At 63.2% G+C, this 20,701-nt stretch carries 13 protein-coding genes; 9 read left to right on the forward strand and 4 right to left on the reverse strand.

All coding sequences use genetic code 11. From position 1 onward, the window contains the following. Positions 1-569: 569 nt before the first annotated feature. The 5 genes from rimP (at position 570) to truB (ending at position 7,118) form a co-directional block, all read left to right on the forward strand. Positions 570-1,028, forward strand: a complete 459-nt coding sequence (gene rimP / locus F6X40_RS02930) for a ribosome maturation factor RimP (protein ID WP_006052964.1) — start codon at positions 570-572, stop codon at positions 1,026-1,028. Then, positions 1,025-2,500 carry a transcription termination factor NusA gene (nusA, locus tag F6X40_RS02935; RefSeq protein ID WP_187626760.1) on the forward strand — a complete coding sequence of 492 codons (1,476 nt, stop codon included), beginning with the start codon at positions 1,025-1,027 and terminating at the stop codon, positions 2,498-2,500. Before rimP ends, nusA begins: the two co-directional genes overlap by 4 nt. Before the next feature lie 94 nt (positions 2,501-2,594). Beyond that, entirely contained in the window at positions 2,595-5,516 is a 2,922-nt protein-coding gene (infB, locus tag F6X40_RS02940; RefSeq protein ID WP_187626761.1) for a translation initiation factor IF-2, read from the forward strand. Positions 5,517-5,738: 222 nt separating this feature from the next. Continuing rightward, complete coding sequence (gene rbfA / locus F6X40_RS02945) at positions 5,739-6,104, forward strand: 30S ribosome-binding factor RbfA (protein WP_008922231.1); 366 nt, start codon at positions 5,739-5,741, stop codon at positions 6,102-6,104. Between the two features lie 78 nt (positions 6,105-6,182). Further along, entirely contained in the window at positions 6,183-7,118 is a 936-nt protein-coding gene (gene truB, locus F6X40_RS02950) for a tRNA pseudouridine(55) synthase TruB (RefSeq protein WP_187626762.1), read from the forward strand. A 124-nt stretch (positions 7,119-7,242) separates the two neighbouring features. Here truB and F6X40_RS02955 read toward each other — a convergent pair whose 3' ends face one another. The 4 genes from F6X40_RS02955 to F6X40_RS02970 form a co-directional block, all read right to left on the reverse strand. After that, positions 7,243-8,805 carry a DHA2 family efflux MFS transporter permease subunit gene (locus F6X40_RS02955; RefSeq protein ID WP_187626763.1) on the reverse strand — a complete coding sequence of 521 codons (1,563 nt, stop codon included), beginning with the start codon at positions 8,803-8,805 and terminating at the stop codon, positions 7,243-7,245. Between the two features lie 34 nt (positions 8,806-8,839). Next, positions 8,840-10,081 (reverse strand): EmrA/EmrK family multidrug efflux transporter periplasmic adaptor subunit, encoded by a 1,242-nt coding sequence (locus tag F6X40_RS02960; RefSeq protein WP_184071240.1) that lies wholly within the window; start codon positions 10,079-10,081, stop codon positions 8,840-8,842. 83 nt (positions 10,082-10,164) lie between these two features. Beyond that, positions 10,165-11,697 carry an efflux transporter outer membrane subunit gene (locus tag F6X40_RS02965; protein ID WP_187626764.1) on the reverse strand — a complete coding sequence of 511 codons (1,533 nt, stop codon included), beginning with the start codon at positions 11,695-11,697 and terminating at the stop codon, positions 10,165-10,167. Between the two features lie 53 nt (positions 11,698-11,750). Further along, positions 11,751-12,266 carry a MarR family winged helix-turn-helix transcriptional regulator gene (locus F6X40_RS02970; protein ID WP_184071244.1) on the reverse strand — a complete coding sequence of 172 codons (516 nt, stop codon included), beginning with the start codon at positions 12,264-12,266 and terminating at the stop codon, positions 11,751-11,753. Between the two features lie 326 nt (positions 12,267-12,592). Between F6X40_RS02970 and typA the strand changes: the two genes are divergently transcribed. The 4 genes from typA to lpdA all read left to right on the forward strand — a co-directional run bounded on the left by typA (position 12,593) and on the right by lpdA (position 20,686). After that, positions 12,593-14,422, forward strand: coding sequence for a translational GTPase TypA (gene typA, locus F6X40_RS02975; RefSeq protein WP_187618988.1), 1,830 nt, complete (start codon positions 12,593-12,595; stop codon positions 14,420-14,422). Positions 14,423-14,827: 405 nt separating this feature from the next. Continuing rightward, entirely contained in the window at positions 14,828-17,689 is a 2,862-nt protein-coding gene (locus F6X40_RS02980; RefSeq protein WP_187626765.1) for a 2-oxoglutarate dehydrogenase E1 component, read from the forward strand. Positions 17,690-17,830: 141 nt separating this feature from the next. Next, positions 17,831-19,105 (forward strand): 2-oxoglutarate dehydrogenase complex dihydrolipoyllysine-residue succinyltransferase, encoded by a 1,275-nt coding sequence (odhB, locus tag F6X40_RS02985; RefSeq protein ID WP_184029896.1) that lies wholly within the window; start codon positions 17,831-17,833, stop codon positions 19,103-19,105. A gap of 138 nt (positions 19,106-19,243) precedes the next feature. After that, a complete protein-coding gene (gene lpdA, locus F6X40_RS02990) occupies positions 19,244-20,686 on the forward strand; it encodes a dihydrolipoyl dehydrogenase (RefSeq protein ID WP_187626766.1) in 1,443 nt (480 codons plus the stop codon). Positions 20,687-20,701: the final 15 nt, after the last annotated feature.

Below are 20,701 nucleotides of genomic sequence, written 5' to 3' on the forward strand. Positions count from 1 at the left end.
TTGCGGCGGCCCAGCCATTGCCTCACGGGAGTCATACTGCATACTGACTAGCAATGTCGAGTGCTTCCCGGCCGAGCCGTTTATCGTTTTTGGCGATTTTATGCCGCCTCTTGTTTGCCGCGTTCGCACGGCGTTCCGATGCGTCAAACGCCGTGCGAAACTGCGCTGAAGACCGACAGGACGCATCGCCGCAAAGTGTTGGCGTAGCCCGTCCGGCTCCCCTTCCCGACGGCTCGGGCGACCTTGCAAAAGCCCGGATTTGCCGCCACATTGTCGAAAGATTCCTATCAAATCAAGCGGAAATGCGCATCGCCCGGCGTTCCGCGGATTGCGTTTGGGCCGGAAAATGGCTACAATCGCGAAGTCGCTGGGCGTACGGTTTCATGTGCGGCTCAGGTGCGACCACCGGCAATAAGATGATGGGCGTTCAGCCCATTTTTTTTTGCCGCTCAGTTCATCGTGGTTCGGCATCTCGGGTTCGCACGAACGTGCGCCGGCTTGGCGCGCGGCCCGCATTGGTTGTTTGCAGAAGAGGCGAGGCTCGCTGCGCGAACATCTAAGAGGGCACTGTGCAACTGACGGAACTGATTGAAACCACGGTCGTGGGACTCGGCTACGAGCTCGTCGATCTCGAGCGCACCGGGCGCGGCATGTTGTGTATCTATATCGACCAGCCAGCCGGCATCGCAATCGAAGACTGCGAGAAAGTCACGCGTCAGCTCCAGCACGTTCTGACGGTCGAAAATATCGATTACGAGCGGCTCGAAGTATCGTCACCCGGTCTCGATCGCCCGCTGAAGAAGCTGGCGGATTTTGAACGTTTCGCGGGCAGCGAAGCGGTTATCACACTGAAAAAGCCATTGGACGGTCGGAAATCGTACCGGGGCATTTTGCATGCTCCGCAAGGCGAGACGATCGGTCTGGAATTTGAAGGAAAAGAAGGGGCCGCGATGCTCGATTTCACGCTCGCGGACATGGACAAGGCGCGCCTTGTTCCGAAAGTTGACTTTAGGAGCCGCAAACAATGAGTCGCGAAGTGTTGATGCTGGTGGATGCGCTGGCACGCGAGAAGAATGTCGATAAGGACGTGGTATTTGCCGCGCTCGAAGCGGCTCTCGCTTCGGCCTCCAAGAAACTCTTCGAAGAAGATGCGGATATCCGCGTCCACATCGACCGTGAAAGCGGCGAGCACGAAACGTTTCGCCGCTGGAAGGTGGTGCCGGACGAAGCAGGTCTGCAGGAACCGGATCAGGAAATTCTGCTGTTCGAGGCGCGCGAGCAGCAGCCCGATGTTCAGCTCGACGAGTTCATCGAGGAGCCGGTGCCGTCGATCGAATTCGGCCGTATCGGCGCGCAGGCCGCCAAGCAGGTGATCCTGCAGAAGGTGCGCGACGCCGAGCGCGAGCAGATCCTGAACGACTTCCTCGAGCGCGGCGAACACATCATGACCGGCTCGGTGAAGCGCCTCGACAAGGGCAACTTCATCGTCGAATCGGGCCGCGTCGAAGCGTTGCTGCGCCGCGACCAGCTGATCCCGAAGGAAAACCTTCGGGTGGGCGACCGCGTGCGCGCGTATATCGCGAAGGTCGACCGCACCGCGCGTGGTCCGCAGATCGAGCTGTCGCGTACGGCGCCGGAATTCCTGATGAAGCTGTTCGAGATGGAAGTGCCGGAAATCGAGCAGGGCCTGCTCGAGATCAAGGCGGCGGCTCGCGATCCGGGCGTGCGCGCGAAGATCGGCGTGGTGGCTTATGACAAGCGCATCGATCCGATCGGCACCTGCGTCGGTATTCGCGGCTCGCGCGTGCAGGCCGTACGCAACGAGCTCGGTGGCGAAAACGTCGACATCGTGCTATGGTCGGAAGACCCCGCCCAGTTCGTGATCGGCGCGCTCGCGCCGGCAGCCGTGCAGTCGATCGTCGTCGATGAAGAAAAGCATTCGATGGACGTCGTCGTCGACGAGAACGAACTCGCGGTTGCGATCGGCCGCAGCGGCCAGAACGTGCGGCTTGCCAGCGAGCTCACCGGCTGGCAGATCAACATCATGACGCCGGACGAATCTGCGCAGAAGCAGAATCAGGAGCGCGGCGTCCTGCGCGACCTGTTCATGGCGCGTCTCGATGTCGACGAGGAAGTCGCCGATATCCTGATCGACGAAGGCTTCACGAGCCTCGAAGAGATCGCCTACGTGCCGCTCAACGAAATGCTCGAAATCGAGGCATTCGACGAAGACACCGTTCACGAACTGCGCAACCGCTCGCGCGACGCGCTGTTGACGATGGCGATCGCGAACGAAGAAAAGGTCGAGAATGTAGCGCTCGACCTGAAGAGCCTGGACGGCATGGACGCCGACCTGCTCGCGAAACTGGCCGAACATCAGATCCAGACGCGCGACGAACTCGCCGAGCTGGCCGTGGATGAACTGGTCGAGATGACTGGGATGGGAGAGGATGCCGCTAAGGCGTTGATCATGAAAGCACGTGAACACTGGTTCCAGTGAGAAATGACCATGGCGCACTGAATTGAACGCGGCCGTCAGGCCGCATGACCCGATGCTAACCGCAAGGAATCGGTCCTTGCATTAAGAGGAATGAATGGCGAGTAACAACGTAGCCCAATTTGCCGCGGAACTGAAAATGCCTGCAGGCGTGCTGCTTGAGCAGCTGCAGGCAGCTGGCGTCACAAAAGCGAGCGAAGCCGACGCCTTGTCCGAAACGGACAAGGCGCGTCTGCTCGACCACTTGCGCAAGTCTCACGGCTCGACTGATGCAGACAAGCGCAAGATCACGCTGACGAAACGGCATACGTCGGAGATCAAGCAGTCCGATGCGACGGGCAAAGCTCGCACCATTCAGGTCGAGGTGCGCAAGAAGCGCACGTTCGTCCGCCGCGACGAGACTGTCGCGGAAGGCGGGGATGCATCGAATCATGTGGCCGAGAACGCGGACGCAGAAGATCTCGAACTGCAGCGTCGTGAGGAAGAAGCACGTCACGAAGCTGAGCTGCTCGAAAAGCAGGCGCAGGAGCTGAAGGCGCGCCAGGAACAGCTCGAGCGCGAAGAAGTCGACCGTCAGGCGCGCGAGCAGGCCGCGGAAGCCGAGCGTCAGCGCGCGGAAGAAGATGCAAAGAAGCGCGCATCGGCTGCGGCCGAGGCGGCGGCTCGCGAGAAGGCCCAGCAGGCGGCGGCGAAAGCCGCTGCACCGGTTGCCGAGAAGGCAAACGAGCAGGACGACGAACGCGCGGCAGCGGAACGCGCCGCGCAACGCGAAGCCGCGAAGAAAGCGGAAGACGCCGCGCGCGTGGCCGCCGAAAAGGCGCGCGCCGAACAGGAAGAAATCGCCAAGCGCCGCGCGGCGGCCGAAGCCGAAGCGCGCGCGATTCGCGAAATGATGAACACGCCGCGCAAGGCGCAGGTGAAGGCGCCGGAACCGGCACCGAAGCCCGTCGAGCCGGCCAAGGCGGCCGAAGCCAAGGGCACGCTGCACAAGCCGGCGCGTCCGGCTGGTGAAGCACCGGCGCGCCCGGCAGCGAGAAAGCCGGCAACCGCCGCGACTCCGGCGCCCGCGAGCGCACCGTCGGCGGGCGACAAGAAGAAGCCGGGCGGCGGTAAGAGCGGCTGGCAGGACGACGCAGCGAAGCGCCGCGGCATCAAGACGCGCGGCGATTCGAGCGGCGGCGTCGATCGTGGCTGGCGCGGCGGTCCGAAGGGGCGTGGCAAGCATCAGGAGCAGAACACCACGTTCCAGGCGCCGACCGAACCGATCGTGCGTGAAGTGCATGTGCCGGAAACCATCACGGTCGCGGATCTCGCGCACAAGATGGCGGTGAAGGCTTCGGAAGTCATCAAGGTGATGATGAAGCTCGGCCAGATGGTCACGATCAACCAGATGCTGGACCAGGAAACGGCGATGATCATCGTCGAGGAACTGGGCCACCATGCGCTCGCGGCGAAGCTGGACGATCCGGAAGCCATGCTGGTCGAAGGCGAAGCGAGCGACGCCGAAGCGCTGCCACGTCCGCCGGTCGTCACGGTGATGGGCCACGTCGACCACGGCAAGACCTCGCTGCTCGACTACATCCGCCGCGCGAAGGTTGCGGCAGGCGAAGCGGGCGGCATTACGCAGCACATCGGCGCCTACCACGTCGAAACGCCGCGCGGCGTGATCACGTTCCTCGACACGCCGGGTCACGAAGCCTTTACGGCAATGCGTGCCCGCGGTGCGAAGGCGACCGATATCGTGATCCTGGTGGTGGCCGCCGACGACGGCGTGATGCCGCAGACGAAGGAAGCGATCTCCCACGCGAAGGCTGGCGGCGTGCCGCTCGTCGTCGCGATCAACAAGATCGACAAGCCGGAAGCGAATCCGGAGCGCGTGAAGCAGGAGCTCGTCACGGAAGGCGTCGTGCCGGAAGAGTACGGCGGCGACTCGCCGTTCGTGCCGGTGTCGGCGAAGACCGGCGCGGGCATCGACGATCTGCTCGAAAACGTGCTGCTGCAGGCCGAGGTGCTGGAGCTGAAGGCACCGGTCGAATCGCCGGCCAAGGGTCTCGTCATCGAAGCGAAGCTTGACAAGGGTAAGGGTCCGGTCGCAACGATCCTCGTCCAGTCAGGTACGCTGAACCGCGGCGACGTCGTGCTGGCAGGCAGCGCCTACGGTCGCGTGCGTGCCATGCTCGACGAAACCGGCAAGCCGACCAAGTCCGCGGGTCCGTCGATTCCGGTCGAAATCCAGGGTCTGTCGGAAGTGCCGCAGGCTGGCGAAGAAGTGATCGTGATGCCGGACGAGCGCAAGGCGCGTGAAGTTGCGCTGTTCCGTCAGGGCAAGTTCCGCGACGTCAAGCTCGCAAAGCAGCAGGCCGCGAAGCTCGAGAACATGCTCGAGCAGATGGGCGAGGGCGAAGTGCAGTACTTGCCGCTCATCGTCAAGGCCGACGTGCAGGGTTCGCAGGAAGCGCTGGTGCAGTCGCTGCAGAAGCTCTCCACCGACGAAGTACGCGTGCAGATCGTGCACGGAGCGGTCGGCGGCATCAGCGAGTCGGACGTCAATCTCGCGACGGCGTCGAAGGCGGTCATCATTGGCTTCAACACCCGCGCGGATGCGCAGGCTCGCAAGCTCGCGGAAGCTAATGGCGTCGACATCCGCTACTACAACATCATCTACGACGCCGTGGATGACGTGAAGGCAGCAATGTCGGGCATGCTGGCGCCGGAGAAGCGCGAAGTCGTGACGGGCACGGTCGAAGTACGCCAGGTATTCAAGGTGCCGAAGGTCGGCACGGTGGCCGGCTGTATGGTCACGGATGGTTTCGTCAAGCGCTCGTCGTCGGTGCGCGTGCTGCGCAACAACGTCGTCATCTTCACGGGCGAACTCGATTCGCTCAAGCGGTTCAAGGACGATGTGAAAGAAGTCCGTCAGGGCTTCGAGTGCGGTATGTCGATCAAGAACTTCAACGATATCGTCGAAGGCGATCAGTTCGAAGTCTTCGAGGTCACCGAAGTCGCGCGTACGCTGTAATTCGCGCGGCACGGCACAGCGGGCGGAACGGGCTTGACGCCCGCTCCGCCCGTTATTTTTGAGCCCACAGTGTCGAGTTTGTTGCTGGCTTGGTTGCCGCGTTCGTCGCAAATGGACTCTCACCCCGCCGCGGCGACCGCGACGCCGTCGTATCGAACGAATATCGAACACGGCTCGCGCGAACCAATTTTTTGCATCCGTCTTAGCGGAGCACACAACACCATGCCTAAGAAACGTACTACTCCCAATCGCAACGTGCAGATCGCCGATCAGATCCAGCGCGACCTGGCTGAGCTTCTGCGCGAGGTCAAGGATCCGCGCATCGGCATCGTCACATTTCAGAGCGTCGAGCTAACGCCCGACTACGCGCACGCAAAGGTCTACTTCACGACGCTGACGGGCGACCCGCAGCAAACGCTCGAAGCGCTGACGCACGCTGCCGGCCACCTGCGCAATCTGCTGTTCAAGCGCCTGCATATCCACACGGTGCCGACGCTGCATTTCCACTACGACAAGACGATCGAGCGCGCCGTGGAGATGTCGCGTCTGATCGACGAGGCAAATTCCACGCGCGCGAAAGACGACTGAGCGTCTGCCATGCCGTGGCGTTCCATGTAGCGCGCGGCGCCTTTTTTCGCATTTCCCGAACGTTCTGCCTCCCTCGACATGACCGCACCTCAACGCCCCCGCGTGCCGCGTCGCGCGCTCGATGGCGTGCTGCTGCTCGACAAGCCGCTCGGCCTGTCGAGCAACGACGCGCTGGTTCGCGCGAAACGTCTTTATCTGGCGAAAAAGGCGGGCCACACCGGCACGCTCGATCCGCTGGCAACCGGCCTGCTGCCGCTGTGTTTCGGCGAGGCCACCAAGTTTTCGCAAGACTTGCTCGAAGCCGACAAGACCTACGAGGCGACGATGCGCCTCGGTATCCGCACGACCACAGGCGACGCCGAAGGCGAGGCGTTCGACATCCGTGCCGTCGACTGCGACGAAGCTGCGGTGCGGGCGGCTTTGCCGAAATTCATCGGCGAGATCGTTCAGATTCCGCCGATGTACTCGGCGCTCAAGCGCGATGGCAAGCCGCTGTACGAGTACGCGCGCGCCGGCCAGACGGTCGAACGGGAAGGGCGGCAGGTGACGATTCGCGCGCTCGAGCTGATTGCGTGCGCGTTGCCGGATGTGACGTTTCGCGTGACGTGCAGCAAGGGCACCTATGTGCGCACGCTTGCCGAGGATATCGGCGAAGCGCTCGGCTGCGGCGCGCATCTGGTCGCGCTGCGGCGCACGGGCGTCGGCGCGCTGACGCTCGAGCATTCGGTCACGCTCGACGCGTTGTCCGACGCGACTGAACTCGAACGCGACGCATGGCTGCAACCGGTCGACGCGCTGCTGTCGACGTTCCCGCAGGTCTGTCTGAACGACGATGACACGCGCCGCTTCCTTCATGGCCAGCGCCTGAAGCTGTCGTCGCTGACGATCGCCGCCGACGCGGTGAATGCCCCGCGCGTGAGGGTGTACTCGGCGCAGGGGCGGCTTCTGGGGGTCGCGAAGCCGGGCGAAGGCGTGCTCGCGCCCGACCGTCTGATCGTGACGACGGAGAGCTAGAGGTCGCCGTTTTGCCAGCCCGGCGCGGACAATAAAAAAACGGGATCGCCATCGAGCGATCCCGTTTTGATCATGCCCTCTGGTGGAGCGGTGTCGAACTAAAGCAACACCACAAACGCCCCCCTCAATGTGCCGCGGCCGCCGCCGCTCCCGCATCGCCGCCTGCCCGTTCCGGCCGCGTGATCCAGATCAGCGCGATCAGCGCGACAAAAATACCGGCCGAAATGAAGAACAGATCGTTTACGCCGAGCTGCGCGGCCTGCTGCGTGACCATGGTGTTGAAGAGACCGTAGGTCTGCTGCTGATCCAGGCCCGCCGCGCCCATCTGATGAATCGATTGACCGAACACTGGGTTGTAAGCATTCGCCTGTTCGGTCAGTTGCGCGTGATGCATGATCGTGCGGTGATCCCAGGCGGTCTGGAAGATCGACGTGCCGATACCGCCGCACATGATCCGCACGAAGTTCGACAGCCCCGAGGCCGCCGGAATCCGATGGCCCGGCAAGCCCGACAGCGTGATCGACACGAGCGGAATAAAGAAGCCGGCCATACCGATACCTTGAATCAGCGTGGGCAGCATCAGCGAGTACGTATCGACGCCCGTCGTATAACGCGAGCGCATCCAGAAACACAGCGCGAAAATCAGGAACGACAGCGTCGCGATATAGCGCGGATCGGTACGCGGCAGCACCTTGCCGGTCAGCGGCGACAACAGGATCGCGAACACACCGACGGGTGCCATCACGAGTCCGGCTTCGGTCGCCGTGTAGCCGATCTCGGTCTGGAGCCACAGCGGCAACAGCACGAGATTGCCGAAGTAAAGCCCATAGCCGATCGACAGCGCGATCGTGCCGCCGGTGAAATTGCGTCGGCTGAACAGCGACAGATCAACCACCGGATGCTCGGCCGTCAACTCCCACACGATAAAAAACGCGAGCGCGATCACCGCGACGAGCGCGAGCACGACGACCGTCGTCGACGAGAACCAGTCGAGGTCCTTGCCCTTGTCGAGCATCACCTGAAGCGAGCCGACCCAGACGATCAGAAGACCGAGGCCGACGCCGTCGATTGGCGCCTTCCTGATGACCGAATCGCGGTTACGGAAGATCATCCACGTCGCGGCGGCCGCGACCGCGCCGACGGGAATGTTGACGTAGAAGATCCACGGCCAGGAGATGTTGTCGGAAATCCAGCCGCCGAGGATCGGACCGGCAACCGGTGCGATCAGCGTGGTCATCGCCCACATCGATAGCGCCATCGGCGCCTTCGCGCGCGGATAGCTCGCGAGCAGCAGCGTCTGCGACAGCGGGATCATCGGGCCGGCCACCGCGCCTTGCAGCACGCGCGACGCAAGCAGGAACGGCAGGTTCGGCGACAGCCCGCACATCCATGACGACAGCACGAACAGCACGATCGACGCCATGAACAGCCGCACCTGGCCGATGCGGTCGGTGAGCCAGCCGGTCAGCGGCACCGAGATCGCGTTGGCCACCGCGAACGACGTAATCACCCACGTGCCCTGGTCGGACGATACGCCGAGGTCGCCGGAAATCGACGGGATCGACACGTTCGCGATCGACGTGTCGAGCACGTTCATGAACACGGCGAGCGACACCGCGATGGTGCCAATCACCAGTTGCGCGCCCTCGAGCGGCGGGTGAGGGACTTGCGCCTGAGCCTGAGCCATTAAAAGAGCCTTCCATGAATCATCGGGCGGAGCCTCAGCTCTTATGGGCCGCCGGTTTCGCGGCGGCCGCGGCGCTCGCCGCGGTCGACTTCTGCGCGCCGCCGTTCGCGTTCGTGCCGGCGTTTTCCGAGATGATGCGCGCGATTTCCGCATCGGCTTCCGCGCCGTACTTGTCGAAGACGTTGGTCTGGTAAGCCGTGGACGGCGCCTGACCGAGCTGGCCGCCGGTGTCGTCCTTGATGTTCACGTCAGCTTGCATCGACAGACCGATACGCAGCGGATGCTTCTCCAGTTCCTGCGGATCGAGCGAAATACGCACCGGCAGACGCTGCACGACCTTGATCCAGTTGCCGGTCGCGTTCTGCGCGGGCAGCAGCGAGAACGCCGAACCCGTGCCGGCCGAGAAGCCGACCACCTTGCCGTGATACGGCACCGACGAGCCGTAGACGTCGGCCGTCAGTTCTACTGGCTGGCCGATGCGCATGTGCTTCAGTTGCACTTCCTTGAAGTTCGCCTCGACCCACACGTCATGCAGCGGCACGATCGCCATCAGCGGCGAGCCGGGCGATACGCGCTGGCCGACCTGCACCGAGCGTTTTGCGACATAGCCTGTGACCGGCGCCGGCAGAGTATTGCGAGCGTGGTTCAGGTATGCGTCGCGCAGCTTCGCGGCGGCGGCCTGCACGTTCGGGTGATCGGCGATCGTGGTGTTCGCGGTCAGCGCGCGGTTTGCCGCGAGTTGCTGTTTGGCGGCGTCGAGCGCGGCTTGCGCGCTCTTCACGGAGTCGCGTGCGTGCGAAATTTCTTCCTGCGATACCGCGCCGGTCTGCGCGATCGTCATACGGCGCTTCAGGTCGTCCTGGGCGCGCGACAGATCGGCCTGGCTCGCCGCGACCCGCGCTTCGTACTGGCTGTCGTCGGCGAACAGACCGCGCACCTGGCGCACCACCTGCGCAAGATTGGCCTCGGCCTGTTCGAGTGCGACGCGCGCGTCGGCCGGGTCGAGCACGACGAGCGGGTCGCCGGCCTTGACGACCTGGGTGTCGTCCGCGTTGACCGCGATCACGGTGCCCGTGACCTGCGGGGTGATCTGCACGACGTTGCCGCTCACGTAGGCATCGTCGGTGTCTTCATGGAAGCGCGCGACGAGGAAGTAGTACAGGCCGTACGCGACCGCGGCAATCAGGATCACGATGACGAGCAGCGTCATCATGCGCTTGCGTTTGCCGTTGTTCGCCGCTTGCGGTGGAGTGGCGGGCTGCTGGGGGGTGCTCATTGATGTGCTCCGGGTTCTTTTGAACGTCGTCGTTTATTCGAGTGTTCGTGTGTATGCGTGTGCGTCGGCGCGGGCGGGCTCGCTCAGTTCGCGGCGGTGCTCGTGGCGTGGTTCGCGGCGTGGTTTGCGGCGTTGGCCGATGCGGGAGCATCGGTCGGCACGACGAGACCGGTCTGGGTTGCGTCGAAGCCGCCGCCCAGTGCCTTGATCAGACCGATCTGCAGACTACGGCGGCGCATCTGCAGACCCGTGACTGTCTGCTCGGCGGCAAGGCGGTTTTCGTCGGCGGTGAGCACCTGCAGCTGCGGCGACAGGCCGGCCTTGTAGCGGATTACGGCGAGCTGGTACGCCTTGCTCGACGCGTCGAGCGCGCGCTGGGCGTCGCCCTCCTGGCGGTCGATGGAGCGGATCGACGACACCTGCGTCGAGACGTCCTGCAGCGCGTTGATCAGCGTCTGGTTGTAGTTCGCCACGTCGCCCTCGAAGTCGGCGTAGCGGCCCTTCAACTGCGCGCGCAACGCGCCGGCGTCGAAGATCGGCAGATGGATCGCCGGGCCGAACTGGATCTGACGGCTCGACGCGGTCAGGAAACGGCCCCAGCCGAACGCGTCGAAGCCGAAGCCGGCCGCGAGATTCACGTCCGGGTAGAACTCGGCTTTCGCTTCCTTCACGTCATGCATCGCGGCTTCGACCTGCCAGCGCGCGGCGACGATGTCCGCGCGACGCGCCACGAGGTCGGCCGGGATGTTGTCCGGCAGAGCGACCACGTCGCCGCCGGTGAGTACCGGCTTGTCGATCTGCAGGCCACGGTCCGGGCCTTTGCCGAGCAGCGCGCCCAACTGGTAGCGCACGACGGTGATCTGTCCGTCGAGGTCGGTCAGGTTCGACTGGCTCGTCGCGACGTTGCCGGCGGCGGTCTGCTTCTCGACGTTGGTGTCGAGGCCGGCCGTCACGCGGTCATTCGTGATACGGCCGACGTCCTGGCGGTTCGCGATTTCACGCGCGGCGATGTCGCGAAACGCATACAGCTGCGAGAGCTGGTTGTAGGTGCTCGCGACCGACGCGGCGAGCGTCACGCGCGCCTGCTGCATATCGGCCTCGGCGGCTTTCTGCTGCGACACGGCCTGGCCGAGCCGCTGACGGTTCTTGCCCCACAGGTCGAGATCCCACGACGCGCTCGCGAGCACGTTGTTCTCGCTATACCAGGTGCCGCCGAACGGAGGCGGGTAAAGGGAGTTTGCCGAGTACAGCTCGCGGGTCCACGAATAGCTCGCGCTGACCTTCGGGAACAGCGCTGCGCGCGAGCTTTCGATATACGACGAAGCCTTTGCGAGCCGCGCTTGCGCCTGGGCGATCGACGGGCTGCCCTCGAGCGCTTCCGCGATCAGCTTCGGCAGTTGCGGGTCGCCGAACTGGTTGGCCCAGTCGAGCGATGGCCACTGGCCGCCCTCGTTGGGCAGACTCTGCGTCGACTCGTACTGCGTCGGCGACGCGATCTGCTTGTCGCTTTTGACGCCGAAGTAGTTCGCGCACCCCGTGAGGGCGAGCGCCGTCACCGCGGCGGCGACAGCGGCCCGGCTCGACAGCGCGGGCGCGGACAGGGAAAGGGATTTCATCGCTCGACTCTTTTTTGAGTGGAAATGTATTGATGGACGCAGCAAGCAAGCTATTACGATTTGCTATCGGGATGGCTTGCGGCGTCGCGGGAAAGTCCCGTGTGTTCGCCGGAATTAACGAGCACGCGACGCAGCATGCTCTTCAGGAAGCCCACTTCTTCCGGGGTGAACCCGTTCAGCAGGTTATCGAGCACGCCATTGAAAATGGCCGGCATGCGAGCCGCGATCGCATGGCCTTCCGGCGTCAACGCGAGGCGCACGACGCGCCGGTCTTCGTTACTGCGCACCCGCGTGAGCAGGCCGCGCTTTTCGAGCCGATCGATCAGGCGCGTGACGGCGCTTGCGTCGATACCGTATTCACGCGCCAACTCAGCCGCGAGCAGGCATTTGCCGCTTGCCACCATGAACAGGATGCTGCCTTGCTGGCTGGTGATGCCGAGTTCGGCCATGCTGCGCTGCGTGATCAGGTTTGATAGCGTCGATTTCACCCGCGAGATGAGATAGCCGACGCTTTCGCCGAGCTGGTACTCGCTGGGATCCGGCGTGAATTTGTTGGACGGCTGCGTCATGATTCTCGTGCGAATGCAATGGTTGACTAGGCATTAGTATAGCTGGCTGTTGATTGACGCGACAAGCGTTAATACAGCTTAGGCAAGGATTATTTCGCGCTCAAGCAACAAACCGTACCGAATGACGTAGGGCGGGGCAAGGCGCGATTCGCGCAACTCGCCCAGGCGCGGAGAGCGGACGGTCTATCGGGGAATACCAGAAAAGGATCATCCGTGCGTGCTATAATTTTGGGTTCCCAAAAGTGCGCTTTGGGCTTGTTGTCGTGGTTTGGCTCCTCAACCAGCAGCATAAGCAAGCGGCGCACTCAACCGTCTTCAGGTTTCCTATGACCCGCGCCCTACGCAACATCGCCATCATTGCTCACGTCGACCACGGCAAGACCACGCTCGTCGACCAGCTCCTCCGTCAGACCGCCACGTTCCGCGAGAACCAGCAGATCGCCGAGCGCGTGATGGACTCGAACGACATCGAAAAAGAGCGCGGCATCACGATCCTGTCGAAGAACTGCGCGGTGGAGTATGAGGGCACGCACATCAATATCGTCGACACGCCGGGGCACGCCGACTTCGGCGGCGAAGTGGAGCGCGTGCTGTCGATGGTCGACTCGGTGCTGCTGCTCGTTGACGCGGTGGAAGGCCCGATGCCGCAAACCCGCTTCGTCACGAAGAAGGCGCTCGCACTGGGTTTGAAGCCGATCGTCGTGGTCAATAAGGTCGACCGTCCGGGCGCGCGGATCGACTGGGTGATCAACCAGACCTTCGACCTGTTCGACAAGCTCGGCGCCAGCGAAGAGCAGCTCGACTTTCCGATCGTCTACGCATCGGGCCTGAACGGCTACGCGGGTCTCACGCCTGATGTACGCGACGGCGACATGCGTCCTTTGTTCGAGGCAATCCTGCAGCACGTGCCGGTGCGCCCGGCCGACCCGGAAGGTCCGCTGCAACTGCAAATCACGTCGCTCGACTACTCGTCGTACGTTGGTCGTATCGGCATTGGCCGTATCACGCGCGGCCGCATCAAGCCGGGCATGGCCGTCGCGGTGCGATCGGGCCCGGAAGGCGAAATCCTCAATCGCAAGATCAACCAGGTGCTGTCGTTCAAGGGTCTCGATCGCGTGCAGGTCGACTCGGCCGAGGCGGGCGACATCGTGCTGATCAACGGTATCGAGGAAGTGGGCATCGGCGTGACGATCTGCTCGCCGGAACAGCCGGAAGCGCTGCCGATGATCACCGTCGACGAACCCACGCTGACGATGAACTTCCTCGTCAACTCGTCGCCGCTCGCGGGCCGTGAAGGCAAGTTCGTCACGAGCCGCCAGATTCGCGACCGCCTGATGAAGGAACTGAATCACAACGTCGCGCTGCGCGTGCGCGATACCGGCGACGAAACGACGTTCGAAGTGGCCGGCCGCGGTGAGCTGCACCTGACCATTCTGGTCGAAAACATGCGCCGCGAAGGCTACGAGCTGGCCGTGTCGCGTCCGCGCGTCGTGATGCAGGAAATCGACGGCGAGAAGCACGAGCCGTACGAAAATCTGACCGTCGACATGGAAGACACCCACCAGGGCGGCGTAATGGAAGAACTTGGCCGCCGCAAGGGCGAAATGCTCGACATGGCATCGGACGGCCGTGGCCGCACGCGTCTCGAGTACCGTATTTCGGCGCGTGGTCTGATCGGCTTCCAGTCGGAATTCCTCACGCTCACGCGCGGTACGGGTCTAATGAGCCACACGTTCGATTCTTACCAGCCGGTCAAGGAAGGCGCAGTCGGCGAACGTCGCAACGGCGTGCTGATCTCGCAGGACGACGGCGCGGCAGTCGCGTACGCACTGTGGAAGCTGCAGGACCGCGGCCGCATGTTCGTGGCGCCGGGAGAAGCGCTGTATGAAGGCATGATCATCGGCATCCACAGCCGCGACAACGATCTCGTCGTGAACCCGATCAAGGGCAAGCAGCTTACCAACGTGCGCGCGTCTGGCACCGACGAAGCCGTGCGTCTCGTGCCGCCGGTTCAGCTGTCGCTCGAATACGCGGTCGAGTTCATCGACGACGACGAGCTGGTCGAAGTCACGCCAAAGTCGATCCGTCTGCGCAAGCGCTACCTGAAGGAACACGAGCGCCGCAGCGCGAGCCGCAACAAGGTTGCCGGCGAATAAGCCGGACTCGAATATCCGTCTGGATAGCAGGAAGCGGAAGCCACCTTCGGGTGGCTTCCTTGTTTTTGGCGCATCAAAACGTTTGGCGCTGCATCATGCCTGCCACTTTCCGGGGCGGCACACATGTAGACACCCATTGCGCCGTTCGCCTTCATTTCTCACAGAACACTGTTGCGCGCTGTGAAAAGGCACCCCGTCGCCCGCGAAACGCCCGCCATCACAGGCTTTGCGCCTGTGCCGTTCGCTATCTGGGCTTTTCGTTCTGTGCTATGCTCCCGGGTGCAAAGTTTTAGGTCCTTCCAAGCAAGACTTGATTCGCGCAATCCGCTAAACGGTCAGGCCGTGTCGCGGAAGGTTCGGTAACCCGCTATTTCTCGAGAAACTCGAAGAAAGGTGAGCGTAAAAATGATGAAGCAACTCCAGTCGAACTCTTATCTGTTCGGCGGCAATGCTCCGTACGTTGAAGAAATGTACGAAGCGTATCTCGATAATCCGGCGTCAGTGCCCGAGACCTGGCGCAGCTATTTCGATGCGTTGCAGAACGTGCCCGCATCGGACGGCAGCAACGCCAACGACGTGGCCCATGGCCCGATCGTCGAATCGTTTGCCCAGCGCGCCAAGGCCAATGCCTTCCTGCCGCGCGCAACGGCCGGCGGCGAAGATCTCGCAACCGCCCGCAAACAGGTTTACGTCCAGTCCCTCATCGGCGCATATCGCTTCCTCGGCTCGCAATGGGCCAATCTCGATCCTCTGAAGCGCCGCGAGCGTCCCGCGATCCCCGAACTTGAACCCGCGTTCTACGACTTCACCGAAGCCGACATGGACCAGGAGTTCAGCGCAACGAATCTGTACTTCGGGTTCGAGCGCGCAACGCTGCGCGATATCGTCAAAGCCCTGCGCGACACGTACTGCGGCACGATCGGCGCCGAGTACATGTACATCAGCGATCCGGAGCAGAAGCGCTGGTGGAAGGAACGCCTCGAATCGATCCGTTCGACGCCGAGCTTCAACAACGACAAGAAGAAGCACATCCTGAATCGCCTGACGGCCGCCGAAGGCCTCGAGCGTTTCCTGCACACCAAGTACGTCGGCCAGAAGCGCTTCTCGCTCGAAGGCGGCGAGAGCTTCATCGCGGCAATGGACGAAGTCGTGCGTCACGGCGGTCTGCGCGGCGTTCAGGAAATCGTCATCGCGATGGCTCACCGTGGCCGTTTGAACGTGCTGGTCAATACGCTCGGCAAGATGCCGGCAGACCTGTTCGCCGAATTCGAAGGCAAGCACGTCGATGATCTGCCGGCCGGCGACGTGAAGTACCACAAGGGCTTCTCGTCGGACGTCGCGACGGAAGGCGGCCCGGTTCACCTGTCGCTCGCGTTCAACCCGTCGCACCTCGAAATCGTCAACCCGGTGGTCGAGGGCTCGGCGAAGGCGCGTATGGACCGTCGCGGCGACGAAAACGGCGTTCAGGTGCTGCCGGTGCAGATCCACGGCGACGCGGCTTTCGCTGGCCAGGGCGTCGTGATGGAAACGCTGAACCTCGCGCAAACGCGCGGTTATGGCACGCACGGCACGCTGCACATCGTCATCAACAACCAGATCGGCTTCACGACGTCGGACCCGCGCGACTCGCGCTCCACGTTGTACTGCTCGGACGTGGTCAAGATGATCGAAGCGCCGGTGCTGCACGTGAACGGTGACGATCCCGAAGCGGTCGTGCTGGCCACCCAGATGGCGATCGACTTCCGCATGCAGTTCCACAAGGACGTCGTCGTCGACATCGTCTGCTTCCGCAAGCTGGGCCACAACGAGCAGGACACCCCGGCGGTCACGCAGCCGCTGATGTACAAGACGATTTCGAAGCACCCCGGCACGCGCGCGCTGTACGCTGAAAAGCTCGTTCAGCAGGGCGTCATCAAGGCCGAGGATGGCGAGGAATTCGTCAAGGCTTATCGCAGGGCGATGGACGAGGGCCACCACACGGTCGACCCGGTGCTCTCGAACTACAAGAGCAAGTACGCGGTGGATTGGGTGCCGTTCCTGAACCGCAAGTGGACCGACGCGGCCGACACGGCCGTGCCGCTCGCGGAACTGAAGCGCCTCGCCGAACGCATCACCACGATTCCGGAAAACTTCAAGGTTCACCCGCTCGTCGAGCGCGTGATCAACGACCGTCGCGCCATGGGCCGCGGCGAAGCGAAGCTCGACTGGGGCATGGGCGAGCACCTCGCGTTCGCGTCGCTGGTCGCATCCGGTTATGCCGTGCGCCTGACCGGTCAGGATTCGGGCCGCGGCACGTTCACGCACCGTCACGCAGTGCTGCACGACCAGAACCGCGAGCGCTGGAACGACGGCACCTACGTGCCGCTGCAGAACATCGCCGAAGGTCAGGCGAAGTTCACGGTGATCGACTCGGTGCTGTCGGAAGAAGCGGTGCTCGGCTTCGAATACGGTTACTCGACCGCTGAACCGAACACGTTCGTCGCGTGGGAAGCGCAGTTCGGCGACTTCGTGAATGGCGCGCAAGTCGTGATCGACCAGTTCATCTCGTCGGGCGAAGTGAAGTGGGGCCGCGTGTCGGGCCTGACCATGCTGCTGCCGCACGGCTACGAAGGCCAGGGTCCGGAGCACTCGTCGGCGCGTATCGAGCGTTTCCTGCAACTGTGCGCAGACCACAACATGCAGGTCGTTCAGCCGACCACGCCGGCGCAGGTCTTCCACCTGCTGCGTCGCCAGATGATCCGCCTGTTCCGCAAGCCGCTGATCGTCGCGACGCCGAAGTCGTTGCTGCGTCACAAGGAAGCCGTGTCGGATCTGTCGGAACTCGCGAAGGGTTCGTTCCAGCCGGTCATCGGCGAAGTGGACGAAACCATCGACGCGAAGAAGGTCAAGCGCGTGCTGGCCTGCTCGGGCCGCGTGTACTACGACCTGGTCGCGCATCGCCGCGAAGCGAAGGTGAACGACGTCGCGATCATCCGTATCGAACAGCTCTATCCGTTCGCGCACAAGCAGTTCGAAGCGGAAATGAAGAAGTACGACAACGCAACCGAAGTGGTGTGGGTGCAGGACGAGCCGCAGAATCAGGGCCCGTGGTTCTACATCGAGCACCATCTGAAGGAAGGCATGAAGGAAGGGCAGAAGCTGGCGTACAGCGGCCGTCCGGCTTCGGCTTCGCCTGCAGTCGGCTACTACGCGAAGCACTACGAGCAGCAGAAAGCGCTGATCGAAGGCGCTTTCGGCCGTCTCAAGAGCGCGTCGATCGCTAAATAAAGAAACAGACGAGCCGGGAAAGCGCAGTGCGCTTTCCCGCGCCGCGCCGAACGTTTCCCATGAGGTTCAGGCGCGGCGTTCACGGTTCGCAGGCGGTCGTGAAGAAGCGCCGTCACCCGATACGTATTCAGGATACTCATAATGGCTATTGTTGAAGTCAAGGTTCCCCAGCTCTCCGAGTCGGTCTCGGAGGCAACCATGCTGCAGTGGAAGAAGAAGCCCGGCGAGGCTGTCGCTCAGGACGAAATCCTCATCGAAATCGAGACCGACAAGGTCGTGCTCGAAGTGCCGGCACCGGCAGCAGGCGTGCTCGCGCAAGTCATTTCGAACGACGGCGACACGGTCACGGCCGAGCAGGTGATCGCGAAGATCGACACGGAAGGCACCGCGGGCGCCGCCGCTGTCGAAGCCGAAGTGAAGCCGGCTCCGGTCGCTGCCGCGGCTCCCGCACCGGCGGCTCAGGCCGCTGTCGCAACGGGGTCGAACACCGCTGCTTCGCCGGCTGCCGGCAAGCTGATGGCAGAGAAGGGTCTGGCTGCGGGCGACGTCGCCGGCACCGGCCGCGACGGCCGTATCACGAAGGGCGACGTGCTCGTCGCCGGCCAGGCTGCTCCGGCTGCCAAGGCCGCACCGGCTCCGGCTGCCGCACCGAAGGCTGCGAAGCCGTCGCTGCCGGACGTCAAGGCCCCGGCATCGGCCGATCAATGGCTGAAGGACCGTCCGGAACAGCGCGTGCCGATGTCGCGTCTGCGTGCTCGTATCGCCGAGCGTCTGCTCGAGTCGCAGCAAACCAACGCCATCCTCACGACGTTCAACGAAGTGAACATGGCGCCGGTCATGGAGCTGCGCAACAAGTACAAGGACAAGTTCGAGAAGGAACACGGCGTGAAGCTCGGCTTCATGTCGTTCTTCGTGAAGGCAGCTGTTCACGCGCTGAAGAAGTTCCCGCTCGTGAACGCGTCGATCGACGGTAACGACATCGTCTACCACGGCTACTTCGACATCGGTATCGCTGTCGGTTCGCCGCGCGGTCTGGTGGTGCCGATCCTGCGCAATGCAGATCAGCTGAGCCTCGCCGACATCGAGAAGAAGATCGCCGAATTTGGCCAGAAGGCGAAGGACGGCAAGCTGTCCATCGAAGAAATGACCGGCGGTACATTCTCGATCTCGAACGGCGGCGTGTTCGGCTCGATGCTGTCCACCCCGATCATCAACCCGCCGCAGTCTGCGATTCTCGGCGTGCACGCCACCAAGGAACGCGCAGTGGTCGAAAACGGCCAGATCGTGATCCGCCCGATGAACTACCTCGCGCTGTCGTACGACCACCGTATCATCGACGGCCGCGAAGCAGTGCTGTCGCTGGTCGCGATGAAGGATGCGCTGGAAGATCCGGCTCGCCTGCTGCTCGACCTGTAAGCGCACGTTCCACCGACGCCGGCCGGCGGTTTGCGCGGGCCGGCGTCATCCGTAGCACGTCTTTAGCATTCCGCAGTACAGGAACGGCGCGCGCCACCTCGGGCGGCCCGGCGCCGTTCCGCCATCAAAGGGATTGTCATGTCCAAAGATTTTGACGTCGTCGTGATCGGCGCAGGCCCTGGCGGTTATGTCGCCGCCATCCGCGCAGCGCAGCTCGGCAAGACCGTCGCATGTATCGAAAAGTGGAAGAACCCGGCCGGCACGCTGAAGCTCGGCGGCACCTGCCTGAACGTCGGCTGCATTCCGTCGAAGGCATTGCTCGCTTCGTCGGAAGAGTTCGAGAACGCGTCGCATCACCTTGCCGACCACGGCATCTCGGTGGAAAACGTTTCGGTCGATATCTCGAAGATGATGGGCCGCAAGGACGGCATCGTCGAGAAGATGACCAAGGGCATCGAATTCCTGTTCCGCAAGAACAAGATCACGTGGCTCAAGGGCCATGGCAAGTTCACCGGCAAGACGGACGCCGGCGTGCAGATCGAAGTGAGCGGCGAAGGCGAAGATGGTGCAAGCAGCGAAGTCGTCACGGCGAAGAACGTGATCATCGCAACGGGTTCGAAGGCGCGTCATCTGCCGGGCATTCCGGTCGACAACAAGCTGATCGCCGACAACGAAGGCGCACTCTCGTTCGACACGGCACCGAAGAAGCTCGCCGTGATCGGCGCAGGCGTGATCGGTCTGGAACTCGGCTCGGTGTGGCGCCGCCTCGGCGCGGACGTGACCGTGCTCGAAGCGCTGCCGGAATTCCTTGGCGTGGCTGACGAGGCGCTGTCGAAGGAAGCGGCCAAGCAGTTCAAGAAGCAAGGTCTCGACATCCGCGTCGGCGTGAAGGTCGGCGAAGTGAAGACGAGCGAAAACGGCGTGACGATCGCCTACACGGACAAGGACGGCAACGCGCAGACGCTCGAAGCCGACCGCCTGGTCGTGTCGGTCGGCCGCGTGCCGAACACCGACAACCTCGGCCTCGAAGCGATCGGCCTGAAGGCGAACGAGCGCGGCTTCATCGACGTGGACGACCACTGCGCGACGGCCGTGCCGAACGTGTACGCGATCGGTGACGTGGTGCGTGGCCCGATGCTCGCGCACAAGGCTGAGGACGAAGGCGTGCTGGTTGCCGAAGTGATCGACGGTCAGAAGCCGCACATCGACTACAACTGCATTCCGTGGGTGATCTACACCGAACCGGAAATCGCATGGGTCGGCAAGACGGAGCAGCAACTGAAGGCGGAAGGCCGCGAGATCAAGACCGGCCAGTTCCCGTTCATGGCTAACGGCCGCGCGCTCGGCATCAACAAGGCGGACGGTTTCGTCAAGATGATCGCCGACGCGAAGACCGACGAACTGCTCGGCGTGCACATCATCTCGGCGAACGCATCGGACCTGATCGCGGAAGCCGTGGTGGCGATGGAGTTCAAGGCGGCGTCGGAAGACATCGGCCGTATTTGCCATCCGCACCCGTCGCTGTCGGAAGTCATGCGCGAAGCGGCACTCGCCGTCGACAAGCGCGCGCTGAACATGTAAGCACGCACGCCTGAC

This window comes from Paraburkholderia sp. UCT31, from assembly GCF_014397655.1.
GTDB lineage: Bacteria > Pseudomonadota > Gammaproteobacteria > Burkholderiales > Burkholderiaceae > Paraburkholderia > Paraburkholderia tuberum.